At 68.7% G+C, this 16,053-nt stretch carries 15 protein-coding genes; 4 read left to right on the top strand and 11 right to left on the bottom strand.

Annotated elements, in window-relative coordinates; all coding sequences use genetic code 11:
• Positions 1 to 61: 61 nt before the first annotated feature.
• The 9 genes from ULB03_RS07075 to ULB03_RS07035 form a co-directional block, all read right to left on the bottom strand.
• Positions 62 to 2,545, bottom strand: a complete 2,484-nt coding sequence (locus ULB03_RS07075) for a sensor histidine kinase (protein WP_322482519.1) — start codon at positions 2,543 to 2,545, stop codon at positions 62 to 64.
• 199 nt (positions 2,546 to 2,744) lie between these two features.
• Positions 2,745 to 4,040, bottom strand: coding sequence for an adenosylhomocysteinase (gene ahcY / locus ULB03_RS07070; RefSeq protein ID WP_322482518.1), 1,296 nt, complete (start codon positions 4,038 to 4,040; stop codon positions 2,745 to 2,747).
• Between the two features lie 175 nt (positions 4,041 to 4,215).
• On the bottom strand, positions 4,216 to 4,656 hold the full coding sequence (locus ULB03_RS07065) for a type II toxin-antitoxin system VapC family toxin (protein WP_322482517.1): 441 nt from the start codon (positions 4,654 to 4,656) through the stop codon (positions 4,216 to 4,218).
• Complete coding sequence (locus ULB03_RS07060) at positions 4,653 to 4,931, bottom strand: FitA-like ribbon-helix-helix domain-containing protein (protein ID WP_322482516.1); 279 nt, start codon at positions 4,929 to 4,931, stop codon at positions 4,653 to 4,655. Before ULB03_RS07060 ends, ULB03_RS07065 begins: the two co-directional genes overlap by 4 nt.
• 207 nt (positions 4,932 to 5,138) lie before the next feature.
• A complete protein-coding gene (ptsP, locus tag ULB03_RS07055) occupies positions 5,139 to 6,932 on the bottom strand; it encodes a phosphoenolpyruvate--protein phosphotransferase (RefSeq protein ID WP_322482515.1) in 1,794 nt (597 codons plus the stop codon).
• Positions 6,933 to 6,939: 7 nt separating this feature from the next.
• The gene (locus tag ULB03_RS07050; RefSeq protein WP_322482514.1) at positions 6,940 to 7,242 is read right to left on the bottom strand and encodes an HPr family phosphocarrier protein; all 303 of its coding nucleotides are present in this window, start codon (positions 7,240 to 7,242) and stop codon (positions 6,940 to 6,942) included.
• A gap of 3 nt (positions 7,243 to 7,245) precedes the next feature.
• A complete protein-coding gene (locus ULB03_RS07045; RefSeq protein WP_088872337.1) occupies positions 7,246 to 7,647 on the bottom strand; it encodes a PTS sugar transporter subunit IIA in 402 nt (133 codons plus the stop codon).
• The gene (gene rapZ, locus ULB03_RS07040) at positions 7,644 to 8,591 is read right to left on the bottom strand and encodes an RNase adapter RapZ (protein WP_322482513.1); all 948 of its coding nucleotides are present in this window, start codon (positions 8,589 to 8,591) and stop codon (positions 7,644 to 7,646) included. Before rapZ ends, ULB03_RS07045 begins: the two co-directional genes overlap by 4 nt.
• Complete coding sequence (locus ULB03_RS07035) at positions 8,588 to 9,052, bottom strand: HPr kinase/phosphorylase (protein WP_322482512.1); 465 nt, start codon at positions 9,050 to 9,052, stop codon at positions 8,588 to 8,590. The genes rapZ and ULB03_RS07035 overlap by 4 nt, the downstream gene beginning before the upstream one ends.
• A 497-nt stretch (positions 9,053 to 9,549) precedes the next feature.
• On the opposite strand from ULB03_RS07035, the gene ULB03_RS07030 reads away from it, so the two are divergent.
• The 4 genes from ULB03_RS07030 to katG all read left to right on the top strand — a co-directional run bounded on the left by ULB03_RS07030 (position 9,550) and on the right by katG (position 14,363).
• Complete coding sequence (locus ULB03_RS07030) at positions 9,550 to 10,656, top strand: patatin-like phospholipase family protein (RefSeq protein ID WP_322482511.1); 1,107 nt, start codon at positions 9,550 to 9,552, stop codon at positions 10,654 to 10,656.
• Positions 10,657 to 10,713: 57 nt separating this feature from the next.
• Complete coding sequence (locus tag ULB03_RS07025; protein WP_322482510.1) at positions 10,714 to 10,941, top strand: hypothetical protein; 228 nt, start codon at positions 10,714 to 10,716, stop codon at positions 10,939 to 10,941.
• 76 nt (positions 10,942 to 11,017) lie between these two features.
• On the top strand, positions 11,018 to 11,908 hold the full coding sequence (locus ULB03_RS07020) for a hydrogen peroxide-inducible genes activator (protein ID WP_322482509.1): 891 nt from the start codon (positions 11,018 to 11,020) through the stop codon (positions 11,906 to 11,908).
• 226 nt (positions 11,909 to 12,134) lie between these two features.
• A complete protein-coding gene (gene katG, locus ULB03_RS07015; protein WP_322482508.1) occupies positions 12,135 to 14,363 on the top strand; it encodes a catalase/peroxidase HPI in 2,229 nt (742 codons plus the stop codon).
• A 70-nt stretch (positions 14,364 to 14,433) separates the two neighbouring features.
• On the opposite strand, the gene ULB03_RS07010 is transcribed toward katG, so the two are convergent.
• Complete coding sequence (locus ULB03_RS07010; RefSeq protein ID WP_322482507.1) at positions 14,434 to 15,090, bottom strand: phosphoribosylanthranilate isomerase; 657 nt, start codon at positions 15,088 to 15,090, stop codon at positions 14,434 to 14,436.
• A gap of 153 nt (positions 15,091 to 15,243) precedes the next feature.
• A complete protein-coding gene (gene pyrF, locus ULB03_RS07005) occupies positions 15,244 to 15,963 on the bottom strand; it encodes an orotidine-5'-phosphate decarboxylase (protein WP_322482506.1) in 720 nt (239 codons plus the stop codon).
• Positions 15,964 to 16,053 lie beyond the last annotated feature (90 nt).

Here is a 16,053-nt window from a genome sequence, read left to right as displayed (position 1 = left end):
ACTGAAAACCGAGGATAGCCAAAGGCCCGGATGGGCCTTCCGGCGCCTGAGGAACATCACTTTACACCGCCATTACGGCAGAATGCCGTAATGGCAGGTGGCACTGGATCAGCGTGCCGTGGTCGCTGTCGCTGATCTCCACCCGGCCGCCGTGCAGCTCGACGAAGCTTTTCACCAGTGACAGGCCCAGGCCGGCACCGGCGGGGTGGTTCTGCACGTCGCCGCGCTCGAACTTGTTGAACACGCGCTGGCGGTCGGCGGCGGGGATGCCGATGCCGGTGTCGCTGACCGACAGCACCATCTCCGGCCCGCCCTCCCCCATCTGGCGCTTGGCCGACAGGGTGACTTGGCCGCCCGGCGGCGTGAACTTCACGGCGTTGCTGACCAGGTTGTACAGCGCCTGCTTCAGGCGGCGCTCGTCGGCATCGAGGGTGCCGATGTCGTACGGCACCTGCACCAGCAGGGTGACGTCCTGCTTGCGCGCCCAGTCCAGCGTCAGGCTCGACACCGCCTCCAGCAACTGGCCGACATCGACCGGCGAGCGGTCCAGGGTCATGAATCCGGCCTCGATGGTCGCGAGGTCCAGGATGTCGTTGATCAGCGCCAGCAGGCGGCGGCTGGCCTCCAGCACGCCCTTGGTGTAATCGGCCTGGCGTTCGTTGAGCGCGCCGAAATACTGGTTATTCAGGATCTCGGCGAAGCCCATGATGGCGTTCAGGGGCGTGCGCAGCTGGTAGGAAACGTTGGCGATGAATTCCGACTTCAGCCGGTCGGCCGTCGCCAGCGCCTCGTTGCTGGCGCGCAGGGCCTCTTCCACGCGCACGCTGTCGGTGATGTCCAGCACGCTGATCAGCACGGCGCCGTCGGGCAGCGGCACGTTGGACACGTCGACGATGGATCGGTCGGTGCGTTCCAGCCGGCCGGCATAGCTGGACCGTTCCAGCAGGTCGGCGATCATGGCGCGGCGCCGCGCCGGCCAGTCGCCATCGTGGTCCAGCAGTGGCTGCAGCTTGTCGATCACCTGGGTGATGTGCGGCTCGCCGTTCAGGTCCGATCCCTTCAGCCCCCAGATGCGGGCGAAGGAGGGGTTCCACAGCTTCAGCCGGCCGTCGCCGCCGAACACGGCGACGCCTTCCGCCAGGTTGTCCAGCGTCTCCTGCTGCACCGCCATCAGGGTGTTGTAGGACGATTCCAGCGCCAGGGCGTTGGTCACGTCCTCCAGCACGAACATCAGGCCGCCGAAGGGGTGGGGCACGGCGATGGTGCGCAGGGTCGTGCCGTCCGGAAGATGGACCATGTCCTCGCGCGGTTCCGTCAGGTTGGTGAACAGGGCCATCTGGCCCCGCTTCCACCGGGGGAAGTCCACCTCCTCCTGCAGGCGGCGGCGGCTGCGCAGGTCCTCCAGCACCTCGCCATAGGTGGGTTCGGTGGCCAGCCAGGGCTCATCCAGGCCCCATAGCCGCGCGTAGGAGCGGTTGTGGAACTTCAGCTTGGTGTCGGCGCCGTAGATGGCGATGGCGGAGCCCAGGTGCTCCAGCACATCGCCATGGGCGGCGATGTGGCGCTCCAGTTCCGACGACAGCTCCTGTTCCCGGGTCAGGTCCAGGGCATGGCCCATGAGGGCGGCCCCACCCTCCAGCGGCGTGGCCAGCGGGGCCGCCAGCGGCGTCTCCACGAGGCGCAGCAGTTGGCGCTGGCCGGCGACGACGACATGGCGGGTTTCGGACGCGCCCTGGCCCTCCGCCAGCGCGCGGGCGGCCAGCGCCCGGCCGGCGCCGGGGTCGGTGACCAGCTCTACCCCCTGTTCCACCACGGCGGCGGGGGACAGGCCGACCGCCGTGCCATAGGCCTGGTTGCACCAGAGCAGGGAACCATCGGACCGACGCGTCCACAGGGGGAAGGGCAGCAGTTCCAACGCCGCGCGCAGGCGCGCCGCCGCGTCCTCCGCCACCTGGCGGCGCTGATCCGCCTGCGCGGCGTCGGCGGCGGTGGCCGTCACATCGCGCAGCCAGAGCACGCTGATCCGGCCCGATGGGTCGCCATCGTCCCCCAGCGGCACCGGGGACGTCCCCGGGCGACCGATCAGCATCAGGGTGCGCCGCCCCTGGTGACAGGACATCTGCAGGGAAAACGGCACGCCCTCGTCATCCAGGTCGCGCAGGGCCCGGCGCAGCGCCGCATCCTCCGCCGCGTCGAAGGCCTGGGCGATCTCATCCATGCGGCCGCCGGGTCGGGGATCGGGGACGCCCAGCCAGGCGCCGGCGCTGGCGCTGGCGCCGATGACCCGACCGTGCCGCCAGGCCACCCATTCATCCGCGCAGCCTGACAGCAACGCCTCCGCCCGCGCCGCCTGCGTGGTGGCGGCGTGGCGCTGGCCGGCCAACCGGGCCAGGCAAACCCCCGCCGCCACCAGGCTGGCCACCGAGCCCGCCACCACCAGGGGCAGCGGCGCGTCGGGAAACACCAGGCGCAGGCAGGGAAAACCGGGCGCGGCCAAGGCCGCGGCGGTCAGCGCTAGAGGCAGGGCGGTGGCGTTTCTCGGCATGACGCCCGGATCTTAGTTAATGACGGTGTGGGTGCCAAGCGAACGGAAGGCTACTTTACAGCGGTCCCGGACAGCGCTCCCGGCCCCGCCGGGCGGGCGAAGGACGGCCGTCCAAAGGAAAGGCCGGGCACAGGGCCCGGCCTTCGCGATATCGCCTCCGGTCCCTGGCGGCCAAGGCCGCCAGGGTGGGCGCGGTCGATCAATAACGGTAGTGGTCGGGCTTGAACGGGCCCTGCGGGCTGACGGCGATGTATTCCGCCTGCTTGTCGGTCAGGGTCGTCAGGTTGGCGCCGATCTTGGCCAGGTGCAGGCGGGCCACCTTCTCGTCCAGGTGCTTGGGCAGCACGTAGACCTTGTTCTCGTACTTGTCGGCGTTGTTCCACAGCTCGATCTGGGCCAGCACCTGGTTGGTGAAGCTGGCGGACATGACGAAGCTGGGGTGGCCGGTGGCGCAGCCCAGGTTCACCAGGCGGCCCTTGGCCAGGACGATCAGGCGCTTGCCGTCGGGGAACACCACCTCGTCCACCTGCGGCTTCACCTCTTCCCACACGTAGTTGCGCAGGCTGTCGATCTGGATTTCGCTGTCGAAGTGGCCGATGTTGCAGACGATGGCCCGGTCCTTCATCTCACGCATGTGGTCCAGCGTGATGACGTCGACGTTGCCGGTGGCGGTGACGAAGATGTCGCCCTGGGGGGCGGCCTGTTCCATGGTCACGACCTGGTAGCCTTCCATGGCGGCCTGCAGGGCGTTGATGGGGTCGATCTCGGTCACCATGACGCGGGCGCCCTGGCTGCGCAGCGAGGCGGCGGAGCCCTTGCCCACGTCGCCATAGCCGCAGACCACAGCGACCTTGCCGGCGACCATGACGTCGGTGGCGCGCTTGATGCCGTCCACCAGGCTTTCGCGGCAGCCGTACAGGTTGTCGAACTTGGACTTGGTGACGCTGTCGTTCACGTTGATGGCCGGAACCTTCAGCGTGCCCTTCTTCATCATCTCATACAGGCGATGCACGCCGGTGGTGGTCTCTTCCGACAGGCCGCGGATGTCGGCCAGCATCTCGGGATACTTGTCGTGCAGGATCTGGGTGACGTCGCCGCCATCGTCCAGGATCATGTTGGGGGTCCAGCCATCCGGCCCGCGCAGCGTCTGCTCGATGCACCACCAGAACTCCTCCTCCGTCTCGCCCTTCCAGGCGAAGACCGGGATGTTGGCGGCGGCGATGGCGGCGGCGGCGTGGTCCTGGGTCGAGAAGATGTTGCACGAGGACCAGCGCACCGTGGCGCCCAGGTCCACCAGCGTCTCGATCAGCACGGCGGTCTGGATGGTCATGTGCAGGCAGCCGACGATGCGGGCGCCAGCCAGCGGCTTCTTGCCGGCGTATTCCGAGCGCAGGGCCATCAGGCCCGGCATCTCCGTCTCGGCGATGGTGATTTCCTTGCGACCCCAGCCGGCGAGGCCGATGTCCTGGACTTTGTAGTCGGTGAAGGCGGTCATGGGGCGATGCTCCTTTGGCGCCGTGGGGGCAATGGGGGCGGCAAGACGCGCCGACGCCCCAGCCTTCCCAGGCTGGATGATGGCCTGGATGTACCAGCGCGCCCGCCGACCAGCAAGCATAAAGACATCTTTATGTGTGCATTTGTTGGCAAGCTATCCGTTTGCGAGTCGCCGCTCAGCGCAGGAAGCGCTCCACCTCGTGCACCAGCACGACGCGTCCCGCCAGGCGCCCGCCATGGGGGCCGCGCACCGCACGCACCAGGGCCGGGTTGGCGGTGACGTAGACCAGTTGCATCCCCTGGGCCAGCGCCAGGTACAGGCAATCCTGCGCCGGGTGGGACAATTGGGCCGCCAGGCGCACGGCATCGGCCAGCAAGGGGCGGGAGGGCATCAGTTCCACCTCCGCACCTTGCAGCGCCATGGCGGCGGTCGCGGCCTCCACCGCCGTCAGGTCGCCCAGGGCCACCTTGGCGCCCAGCACCTGGGCCAGGTCGCCCATCAGCACGTCGGGCGCCAGCAGGCGATGACCCAACAAGCGGTCGGCCACCGGGCTGGTCGCCTCCGGCACCACCCATTGCAGGGCGACGGAGGCGTCGATGACGAATTGCAGGCTCATGCGCCCCCGCCCTCCGGCGCGGTTCCGGGCAGGGCCGCCCAGGTCTCCGCCCGCACGCCGGCCATGACCTCGCCGGCGGGACGGTGGGCGCGGTCGGCCAGGGATTGGCGCAGCGAGGACGCCAGGGCGCGGAAATCCTGCGGCTCGTTGGCCAAGGCCTGGCGCAGGATGTCGCGGCACTCGGCTTCCATGGAGCGGCCATGGCGGGCGGCACGCAGCTTCAGGCGGCGCACCAAATCCTCATCCAGGCCACGGACGGTCAGGGCGGTGGGCATCAGGGGTCCTCCCAGGCAATGCCAGCAGTGCTGGCACGCCCGAGGGTGCTGAAACGCCCGAATCCCGTCAAGCTAATCAGCGGCGCCCGACAAAGTCTCGTGTCTTAGGATGCGACCGCATCCGCCGGAGCTTTCTGGGCAGCGAAGCGGACTGGAAAGCGAGGAAGCCAAGCCGCCGGACGGCGGCGCCCGGCGATTGAGGGAACTTTACGCCGCGGCGTCGTTGAAATCGTCCAGCAGCGCCGCGATGCGGCCCTGGTCGGTCTGGTCCATGATGGTGCGGGCGCGGCGCGTGGCCTCGACCAGGTCCAGGCCGCGCAGGCGGCGCTTCACCACCGGCAGGTTGTTGGGCGCCATGGACAGCTCCCGGATGCCCAGGCCCAGCAGCAGGGCGGTGTAGCGCGGGTCGCCCGCCATCTCGCCGCAGATGGACACGGGGATGCGGGCGCGCAACGCCGCCTCGGTCGTGAACTGCACCAGGCGCAACACGGCGGGATGCAGCGGGTCGTAGAGGTCGGCCACCTGTTCATCGCCCCGGTCGATGGCCAGCGTGTACTGGATCAGGTCGTTGGTGCCGATGGCGAAGAAGTCGCAGAAGGGCGCCAGGCCGTCGGCCGACAGGGCGGCGCCCGGGATTTCGATCATGATGCCCAGCTTGGGCAGGGGGTGAGCGATCTTCACCCCCCGGCGGCGCAGGCGGCGCACCACCGTGGCCATGATCTCGCGCACGCGCCGCACCTCCGCCACCGAGCTGATCATGGGCAGCAGGATGCGCAGATTGCCGTGGGCCCCGGCGCGCAGCATGGCAGCCAACTGGGTTTCCAGCAGCTTGGGCTCCTTCAAGGACAGGCGGATGGCGCGCAGGCCCAGGGCGGGGTTGGTGGGCTCGCTGAAATACCCGCGCAACGCCGTGGCGATCTTCTCCCCGCCGATGTCCAGGGTGCGGGCCGTCACCGGCTTGCCGTCCATGCTGGCGACGATGCGGGTCAGGATCTCCGTCTGTTCATCCTCGTCCGGCAGATCCTCGCGGTTCATGAACAGGAATTCGGTACGCAGCAGGCCCACACCGGACGCGCCGACCTCCAGCGCGCCGTCCAGTTCCCGCGGCAGTTCCAGGTTGGCGTTCAGGGTGACGGCGGTGCCGTCGCGGGTGATGGCCGGCAGCTTGCGCAGGGTTTTCAGCTGCGCCCGCTCCGCCAGCAACTCGGCCCGGCGGCGGCGATAGCCGTCCAGCACGTCCGGGCTGGGGTTGACGCAGACCTGGCCGGCGATGCCGTCCACCACCACCGTGTCGCCGTTCTGCACCCCCTGCAGCAGGCCCAGCGTGCCCAGCACCGCCGGCAGGCCCAGGGACCGCGCCATGATGGCGGTGTGCCCTTCCGGCCCGCCCAGCATGGTGGCGAAACCGCCGATGCGGCGCGGGTCCATCAGGGCCGTGTCGGCGGGGCTCAAATCCTCCGCCAGGACGATGCAGCCCTCGGGCAGGAAGGAAAAGGCCTGGTACTTGTGCTGCATCAGGTTGCGCAGCAGGCGCTGGCCCACCTCACGCACATCGGCGACGCGGGCCGCCAGGTAGGCGTCCTCCATGTCGGCGAAGCTCTGCGCGATGCTGGTGATTTCCGCCTGCACCGCCGCCTCGGCGTTCAGCTTGTCCTGGCGGATGCGCTTTTCCACCCCGCGCATGAGGCGGGAGCCCGACAGCATGGCGAAATGGGCATCCAGCAGGATGCCGATTTCCTCCGCGGCGCTGTCCGGCAGGGCCGACGACTTGGTCTTCAGCTTGCGGACCTGGCGCCGCGCCTTGTCGGCGGCGGTGGCGAACCGCTGAACCTCCGCCTCCAGCCCGTCCTCGGGAATGGTGTACTCGGGCGCCAGCAGGGCGCCGGCGTCGACGACGTGCGCCGGCCCGATGGCGATGCCAGAGGAGACGCCCACGCCGCGCAGCAGGCGGTCCACGCCCGCCTTGGTCCCACGGCCCCGGCCGGATGCGCGGTCGGCCATTTGCCGGTCAGTCCTCATCGAACTTGCGGTCCACCAGGGCGACCAGGGCATCCAGCGCCTGTTCCCCCTGCGGCCCCCGGGCGCGCAAGGTGATGGAAGTGCCGATGGCGGCCGCCAGCATCATGAGGCCCATGATGGACTGGCCGTTCACCTGGGTGTCGCCGCGCTCCACCTCCACCTCGGCGTCGAATTCCGCCGCCAGTTTCACGAACTTGGCCGCCGCCCGGGCGTGCAGGCCGCGCCGGTTCTGGATCAGCGCCGTGCGCGCCGGGCCAAAGTCGCCCGCGTTCCCATCCCCCCCGCCGGTCATGGCTCAGTTGTCCGCCAGCAGGGAGGAGGCGACGTTGATGTACTTGCGCCCCGCCTCGCGCGCGGCCTGGACCGCGCTTTCCAGCGACTCGGTCTTGCGCACCGAGGCCAGCTTGATCAACAGGGGCAGGTTGACGCCGGCGATGACCTCGACCTTGGCGCGATCCATGGTGCTGATGGCCAGGTTGGACGGCGTGCCACCGAACATATCGGTCAGGACCACCACCCCGTCGCCGGTGTCGCATTCCGCGACCTTGGCCAGGATGTCTTCCCGCCGCTGTTCCATGTCATCTTCCGGCCCGATGCAGACCGCGCGCACTTGTGCCTGTTCCCCCACCACGTGCTGGAGGGCCAGTATGAACTCCTCGGCCAGGCGGCCGTGGGTCACGAGGACCATACCGATCATCGGGTCTCCCTATTGACGACATGCGCGGGCTCCGGGGACACGCCGGACCGGTCCAATTCCCGGTGGGCGACGCCCACCCGGGAGCCCTGGGTTTGCAACCATGCCGCCAGCCGGTTGGCGACAAAGACGGAGCGGTGACGGCCCCCGGTGCACCCCACCGCGATGGTGAGGTAGCGCTTGCCCTCGCTCATGTAGCGCGGCAGCAGGGGGGCCAGCAAGCGGGTGAGGTTTTCGAAGAAGGCGGGGAAATCCCCATCCTTTTCGATGAAGGCGCCCACGGGCGCGTCGTTGCCCGTCAGGGGCCGCAGATCGGGAACCCAATGGGGGTTGTCGAGGAAACGGACGTCGAACACCAGGTCGGCCTCACGCGGGACGCCGTGGCGGAACGAGAAGCTGGTCACGAAGACATGCAGCGACGGCGCCGTGTCCAACCGGAAATGTCCGCCCAGCAAACGGCGGACATCGTGGATGGAAAGCTGGGTCGTGTCGACGACCACGTCGGCATTGTCACGCAAGGGCCACAGCAGGGTGCGCTCCCGCGCGATGCCGTCGGGCACGGGCCGGTCGGTCGCCAGCGGATGGGGCCGGCGGGTTTCGGTGTAGCGCCGTTGCAGCGCCTCGTCCGAGGCCTCCATGAACAGCAGGCTGACGGCCCGGCCGGTGGCGTGGCGCAGCCGGTCCAGTTCCGCCAGCACCGCGTCGGCGGAGAAGTCGCGGGTGCGGCTGTCGATGCCGATGGCCAGCGGCCGGTCGCTGGCCTGTTCCACCAGATGGGTCAGCAGCGACAGGCGCAGATTGTCCACCGCCTCATACCCCAGATCCTCCAGCGCCTTCAGCGCCGTGGACAGGCCGGCACCCGACTGGCCGGTGATGACGACCACCGGCGGGGCGGCCGGGGGCGGGGTCAGAGGCTGAGATCGGGGGCTGTCGGCGGGCCCGGTCATGCCGCCACCTCATCGAACGCGGCGGGCACCAGGGGCGCGCCCGATGCCAGGGCCGCCAGCGCCAGGCGCAGGGCGGCGGGGGCGGAGGCGGCGAAGGGCCACAGCGCCACGTGCGGCACCATCACACCGGCAAGCCGGTTAGCATCGGTAGTGGGCAGGCGCGGAACGGCGTCGCGTTCCACCAGGTCGACCACGAGGCGGATAACGGCCGACGGGGCGGTGGGGGCGGGCAGGATGCCCAGGCCACGCACCTCGATCAGCCCGGCCAAACGCTCGGGCGCGGTGGCGGTCACCAGGGATCGCGTGGGATCGGCGGTCAGGACCACCTGGTCGTCGGCCACCAGCAAGGCGCCCGCATCCACCAGGCGCAGGGCCAAATCGGATTTGCCCGACCCCGACGGTCCCCGCAAGAGGACGCCGGCACCGCCAACACTGACGCAAGTGGCATGGACGCGGATCATGGTCGAGGGAAGGTGCGACCGATGGCCCCCCCTGTCAATGCCCCCCAAGTCAAGGGCATGACGCCTATGCGCGGCCCCCCCGGACCCGCCTTGCCTGTTCATCATCCCCCGCTTTCCGTTCCCAGGCCCCGCCGTGGCCCCATTCCGCATCCCCCGATGCCGGAAAGGCCGCATGCCGCCGCCGGTTTTAGCAGAAGCCCAGCCGGGGCGCAAAGCCGGGGAGCCCGTGCGTTCGGCGGCGCACCATTCGCTGGGGACATTTTACAACGACGCGCGCGGGCCGCCGCGATAGAGTGGGCGGGATAGGGGCGCCCGCGCGGGCCCGCGTCCGGCGCGGGGCGAAAAGCCGCCCTTGGCCCATCGCTGACGGGCCCCATATCGTTGTACGCCCCAAGGACGGATCGGGTAGAAGCGGCCCGTCCAGGACGGACCATCGCGCCTTCCCGGCCGCCATTCGGTTGCGCCGCGTCATGGGTCAACAGACGACAGGTTTCCCGATGCCCGACAGCACGCCCCCCCACAGTCCGGCTTCCCAAAGCCCGGTCTCGGAGCCCACCGCCGCCACCGGTCGCGCCAAGAAGAAGACCGGCCAGCCGCGCAAGCGGGTGAACCTGGGCCTGCAGGGGGGTGGGTCGCACGGCGCCTTCACCTGGGGCGTGCTGGACCGCCTGCTGGAGGATGGCCGGCTGGAGGTGGAGGCCATCTCCGGCACCAGCGCCGGGGCCATGAACGCGGTGGTCCTGGCCGACGGCTATGGCAAGGATGGGCGAGAGGGCGCCCGCCAGGCCTTGCGCAGCTTCTGGACCAAGGTGGGCGAGGCGGGACGGACGTCCCCCATCAAGCGCAGTTGGCTGTCGCGCCTGCGCGGCAGCTGGCGGGTGGACGACAGCCCGGGCTATGCCTGGATCAACCTCATGAACATGCTGGTCTCGCCCTATCAGAGCAATCCGCTGGGCATCAACCCCCTGCGCGGCATCCTGAAGGAGCTGGTGGATTTCGATCGGGTGCGCACCGGCTGCGGCATCGACCTGTACCTGTCGGCCACGAATGTGGAGACGGGCAAGGTGAAGATCTTCCGCAACCGCGACATCACCATCGATGCCGTGCTGGCCTCCGCCTGCCTGCCGCAGATGTTCCAGGCGGTGGAGATCGAGGGCGAGTTTTACTGGGACGGCGGCTTCATGGGCAATCCGTCGCTGTGGCCCATCGCCTATGAGAACGAAAGCCACGACATCATCGTCGTGCAGATCAATCCGCTGGTGCGCAAGGGCGTGCCCAAGACGCCGTTCGAGATCGCCGACCGGGTGAACGAGATCACCTTCAACGCCTCGCTGATGCGCGAGATGCGGTCCATCCGCTTCGTCGCGCGCATGATCGAATCCGGCGAGCTCACCTCCGACCAGTACAAGGCCCTGCGCATGCACGTCATCGAGAATGACGAGGCCCTGGCCGACATGCACGCGTCCAGCAAGCTGAACGCCGAGCCGGAATTCCTGCAATACCTGTTCACCAAGGGGCGCGAGACGGCGGATTGCTGGCTGACGGCGAATTTCGACAAGGTGGGTGTCGAGACCTCCATCGACATCGTGCATGATTATCTTTAGGCCAACGGGCACCAAGGGCCCTTGGCCGAGGCCCCCGCGCGGCTATATGATCCGCCCATGGTAGAGACCCGCCCCACCACCGCCCGCCTCGGCGGGATGATCCCCGACGGTTCGGGCCGGCATTCCATCCTGGTGCCGCCGCCGGCGCCCACGCGCGCCGTGCAGAAGGCCAAGCCCGGCAACCGCTGGCCGTCCGCGCGGGAGCTGGCCAGCCTGATGGTCAATGGCATCCTGACGCTGCCCGCGCGCTATCGCCGGGGCATGTTCCTGGACGTGCTGCTCTAATCTATAATTAGAATAATTCCAATCGTGGGCGTTTAGGGGTAGGATGCGGCATCCTCATCCTATCGAACTGCCCCGAATGACCCTGCCCAGCCTCAAGCAACTCCGCTATCTGGTGCATCTGTATGAGCACCGGAACTTCAGCCGGGCGGCCGAGGCGTGCAACGTCACCCAGGCCGCGCTGTCCTCCAGCATCCAGGAACTGGAGTCCCTGTTGCGCCTGCGCCTGGTGGACCGGACACGGCGCATGGTGGCCTTCACCGCCATCGGCGAGCAGGTGGTGCAGAAGGCGCGGGAACTGCTGCGCGCGGCGCAGGACCTGGGCAACATCGGCCAGGCCGCGGGGCCGCTGACCGGTGTCCTGCGGCTGGGCATCATCCCCACCATCGGCCCCTATCTTCTGCCCCGCCTGCTGCCCGGGGTCACGGACCTCTATCCCCTGCTGGACCTGCATGTGCGGGAAGAGTTCAGCGCCAGCCTGTGCACCGCGCTGGGCCGGGGCGACCTGGACTGCGCCATCCTGGCCCTGCCCTATCCCTGCGCGACCTTGGACTATGCGGCGCTGTTCGACGACCCGCTGGTGCTGGCCTTCCATCGGGAGGATCCGCTGGGCGCCCAAAGGACCCTGGCGGAGGAGGATTGGGTGGAGCGGCTGTTGCTGCTGCCGGACGGGCACTGCCTGCGCGACCACACCCTGTCGCTGTGTGGCCGCGCGGACCTGAACCGCCAGGCCATGTCCGCGTCGACCCTGCAGACCCTGGTGCACCTGGTGGACAACCGCCGGGGCGTCACCCTGCTGCCGGAGATGGCGGTTCGGGCCGGCATCCTGAACGGATTGCATGTCGCCACCCGGCCGTTGCCCGACCCGGAAGCCAAGCGCCACATCGTTCTGGCGTGGCGCGGCGGCGCCGCCATGGCCGCCACGTACCAGCGCCTGGCCCAAGTTATCCGGGAGATGGACCGGCAATAAATCCGCCATAATTTTCCTAAAAAGCGCCATCCACAAACTGATTAACCAACGCATCTAATATTGATGGCGGTCATATCTGCCGTAAATTCGGGCGTAAGGTTGATAATTACTACTGTTATAGATTTTTCCTATGATGCTTATAGTTTTAATTAGTTTGTGCCGTGTTTTTTTGCATGATAGCTGCTGACGCATCCAAGTTCTGAATTTCCCTGGGAGGGAGACTTCGATGCACAAGCGCGCCCTATCCTTAATCATGCTGCTCTCGGCGACGATTTCGCCCCTGGCCGTGGCCAGCGCCGCCCGCGCCGAGGACAAGACGCAAGCGGAAAAGCCCATGTCCAACCAGGATTGGTGGCCCAACCGCCTGGACCTCAGCCCCCTGCGCCAGAATGAGGCGGCGTCCAACCCCTATGGCGAGAAGTTCGACTACGCCGCCGAGTTCAAGACCCTGGACCTGCAGGCGGTGAAGAAGGACATCGACAAGGTCCTGACCACGCCCCAGGCCTGGTGGCCGGCGGACTACGGCAACTACGGCCCCTTCTTCATCCGCATGGCCTGGCACAGCGCCGGCACCTATCGCGTGGGCGACGGGCGCGGCGGCTCCGGCGGCGGGGAGCAGCGGTTCGAGCCGCTGAACAGCTGGCCGGACAACGTGAACCTGGACAAGGCCCGGCGCCTGCTGTGGCCCATCAAGCAGAAGTACGGCCGCAAGCTGTCCTGGGGCGACCTGATGGTCCTGGCCGGCAACGTCGCGCTGGAGAACATGGGCTTCAAGACCCTGGGCTTCGCCGGCGGCCGAGTCGATGAGTGGGAACCCGACCTGGTGTTCTGGGGACCGGAGAAGAAGTGGCTGGACGACCAGCGCTTCGACGGCCAGCACCAGCTGAAGGGCCCCCTGGCCGCGACGCAGATGGGCCTGATCTACGTGAACCCGGAGGGGCCCAACGGCAACCCCGACCCCATCGCCGCCGCCAAGGATATCCGCCAGGCCTTCGGCCGCATGGCCATGGATGACGAGGAGACGGTGGCCCTGATCGCCGGCGGCCACACCTTCGGCAAGGCCCACGGCGCGCATGACGCCAAGTGCCTGGGTGGCGACCCCGCCAGTTCCGGCGTCGAAAAACAGGGTATGGGCTGGGAGAACAAGTGCGGCACCGGCAACGGCGCCGACACCGTCAGCAGCGGCCTGGAAGGCGCCTGGTCCGCCAACCCCATCGCCTTCACCACCCAGTACCTGGACAACCTGTTCGGCTTCGACTGGGTGCAGACCAAGAGCCCGGCGGGCGCCATCCAGTGGATGCCCAAGGACAAGAGCGCCAGCGAGCTGGTGCCCGACGCGCATGACCCGAACAAGCGCCACCCGCCCATGATGTTCACGACGGACCTGTCGCTGAAGATGGACCCGGGCTTCCGCGCCATCGCCCTGCGCTTCCAGAAGAACCCGGATGAGTTCGCCGCCGCCTTCGCCCGCGCCTGGTTCAAGCTGACCCACCGCGACATGGGTCCGCGCGCCCGCTACCTGGGCAATGAGGTGCCGAAGGAGGTGTTCAGCTGGCAGGACCCCATCCCGGCCGCCGATTACACCATGATCGACAGCCAGGACGTGGCGCAGCTCAAGGGCAAGATCCAGGCGTCGGGCCTGACGGTGCCGGAACTGGTGCGCACCGCCTGGGCCTCGGCCTCCAGCTTCCGCGGCACCGACATGCGCGGCGGCGCCAACGGCGCCCGCATCCGCCTGGCCCCGGAAAAGGACTGGGCCGTCAACGACCCGGCGGAGCTGAAGAAGGTTCTGGCCAAGCTGGAAGGCATCCAGGCCGACTTCAACCGCGCGGCGAAGGGCGGCAAGAAGGTGTCGCTGGCCGACCTGATCGTGCTCGGCGGCGGCGTGGGCATCGAGCAGGCGGCCAAGCAGGCCGGCTACACCGTCGAGGTGCCGTTCAAGCCGGGGCGCACCGACGCCACCCAGGCGCAGACCGACGTCGCCTCCTTCGCCTACCTGGAACCGGCGGCCGACGGCTTCCGCAACTACTACGGTCCCCACAGCCGCCTGTCCCCGGCCGAGGCGCTGGTGGACAAGGCCAACACCCTGACCCTGACGGTGCCGGAGATGACGGTGCTGGTGGGCGGCCTGCGGGCGCTGAACGCCAATGAGGGGCAATCGGCCACCGGTGTGCTGACCAGCCATCCGGGCACGCTGAACAACGAGTTCTTCGTGAACCTGCTGGACATGGGCACCAAGTGGACGCCGTCGCCCAAGACCCAGGGCCTGTATGAAGGCCACGACCGGGCCAGCGGCGCCCTGAAGTGGACCGCCAGCCCCGTCGACCTGATCTTCGGCTCCAACTCCGAGCTGCGGGCGGTGGCGGAGGTCTATGCCAGCGACGACGCCAAGGAGAAGTTCGTGAAGGACTTCGTGGCGGCCTGGAGCAAGACCATGGAGCTGGATCGGTTCTGAGGTTACGGGCCGGTCACGTCGACCCACCATCACGGGGGGCCAGGCATCGCGCCTGGCCCCCTTTTCTTGTTCAGGCGCCGCGCACCGCATCCAGGAAGGCGCGGACCAGGGCCGGGTCCTTGTGGCCTGGCCTGTCCTCAACGCCGGACGACACGTCAACCGCGTCGGCACCGCTGATGCGGATGGCCTCGGCCACCGTGTCGGGCGTCAGGCCGCCGGACAGCATCCAGGGCTTGGACCAGCGCCGGCCGGTCAGCAAGGTCCAGTCGAAGGCGACGCCGTTGCCACCCGGCAGGACGGGGGCCCCATTAGGCAACTTGGCCGGCGGCTTGGCGTCGAACAGCAGCATGTCGGCCACCGGCTCATAAGCCGAGGCGGCGTCCAGGTCGGCGGCCGTTTCCACCTTCAACGCCTTCATGATGGGCAGGCGATGGGCGGCGCGGATGGCGGCCACCCGCTCCGGCGTCTCCTCCCCATGCAACTGGATCAGGTCCAGCGGCACCTGGGCCAGGGCCTGGTCCAGGAAGTCATCGCTGGGGTCGACGAACAGGCCCACCGTGCGCACACCCGTGGGCACCATGCGCGCCAGCTCCGCCGCCAGGGGCAGCGAGACGTTGCGCGGCGACCTGGCGAAGAACACCAAGCCGATGTAGCGGGCGCCGCCATCGACCGCCGCCGTCAGAGCCTCGGGATGGTTGATGCCGCAGATCTTGGCTTTGACGGGCATGGTGCGTGTTCCCTCGAGCGCCGGGGCCCGCGGTCGCAGGCCTGATTAGAGCGGAACGCGATCAGGTGTAGTCACCTGATCGTGTAAATCCGCTCTATCATGAACAGCTTAAGAGCGGGATGCGATCAGACATGATCGCATCCCGCTCTAAAATTAGGCGGCCAGTTCGGTGACGATGCGCCGTGCGGCCTCCACGGGGTCCACGGCGTCGGTGATGGGACGGCCGATGACCAGGTAGGTGGCGCCCGCCGTCACGGCGGCGGCCGGGGTCATGATGCGCTTCTGGTCGTTGGCCGAGGCCCAGACGGGGCGGATGCCCGGCACCATCAGGGTGAAGTCCGGCCCCAGGCGGCGGCGCAGCACAGCGCATTCGTTGGGGGAGCAGACGACGCCGTCCATGCCGGCGACATGGGCGAGATCAGCCAGCAGGGCCACCTGGTCGGCCACCGGCCGGTCCACGCCGACCGAGGCCAGGTCCAGCAGGCTCATGCTGGTCAGCACGGTGACGCCCAGCAGCTTGGGCCGGGGCACGCCCATCTGGGCCGCCGCCTCCGCCGCCGCGTCCGCCGCCGCCCGCATCATGGCCGCCCCGCCCAGGGTGTGCAGGGTGATGAAGGCCGGGGCCAGGGGCATGACGGACCGGATGGCGCCCGCCACCGTGTTGGGGATGTCATGCAGCTTCAGGTCCAGGAACAGGGGCATGTCCAGCCCCTCCGTCACCGCGCGGATGCCCGCCGGGCCGGCGGCGCAGAAGAATTCCAGCCCCAGCTTGATGCCGCCGACATGGCCGGCCAGCCGCTGGGCCAGGGCGCGGGCCGCCTGCGGCTCGGGCGTATCCAGGGCGACGAAGGTGCGGCGGGCGGGCGGGATCATGGCGGGACGCGACTCCGGCAGATGGGGCAAACGGGTGGACTGTCACCAGATACGGGATCCGCCCCCGGCGCGCATGCGCAATTATGCGCC

This window comes from Nitrospirillum goiasense, from assembly GCF_034427435.1.
Classification (GTDB): Bacteria; Pseudomonadota; Alphaproteobacteria; order Azospirillales; family Azospirillaceae; genus Nitrospirillum.
This window is presented reverse-complemented; position numbering and strand designations above follow the sequence as displayed.